At 69.4% G+C, this 532-nt stretch carries 2 protein-coding genes; both read right to left on the minus strand.

What is annotated here, in order from left to right; translation table 11 throughout:
* Positions 1 to 242, minus strand: a 242-nt coding sequence (locus AB4Z27_RS29395; RefSeq protein ID WP_441646030.1) for a type VI secretion system baseplate subunit TssG, incomplete at its 3' end; no start/stop codon positions are given.
* Positions 243 to 316: 74 nt separating this feature from the next.
* Positions 317 to 532: type VI secretion system baseplate subunit TssF (locus AB4Z27_RS29400; protein ID WP_441646029.1), on the minus strand; the 216-nt coding region annotated here is incomplete at its 5' end.

The raw sequence follows: 532 nt of genomic DNA on the forward strand, positions 1-532 counted from the left end.
ACGAAATACGATGGCATACGGGCATCGACGCCATACAACCCCAGGAAGTTGGTGCGCACTACGGGCGGGGCGCCGGGGTGGTCCGGGTCACGCTCCACGGCGTCGATCTCGCGCCCCGGAAAGCCGAGCCGGCCGTTCGAGCGGAAGCGCACCGGCTCATTGGCCGGCGAATCGGTCGTGCCGAGCGGCGGGTGGTCCGGCGCCGCCAGTTCGATCAGCTCGCACAGGCGGAAGAAGTTCATGCGTGGGGCATCGGCCAGCAATGCCTCGCTCAGACGGCGGGGTGCCCGGTTGTCCGGCGCGGTCTCCGGCGCGTTCAAAACGGCGCCCCCTGGCCCTTGCTGTCCGGCCACGCCAGCCGCTGGCCGGACGGTTGCGAGACGATCACGAGCCGCGTGTAGAGATTGAGCGTGGCGTACAGCGACAGGAAGCGGTTCAGCATCTCGCCGAACAGTTCGAGGTCGCCCGCGCCGGCAAAGCGCGTGCTGTCCAGCCAGACCTCGATCTCCACGCCGCGCAGCAGGCCGCCGCT

Origin of the sequence: Cupriavidus sp. KB_39 (assembly GCF_052114485.1) — a bacterium.
GTDB lineage: Bacteria > Pseudomonadota > Gammaproteobacteria > Burkholderiales > Burkholderiaceae > Cupriavidus.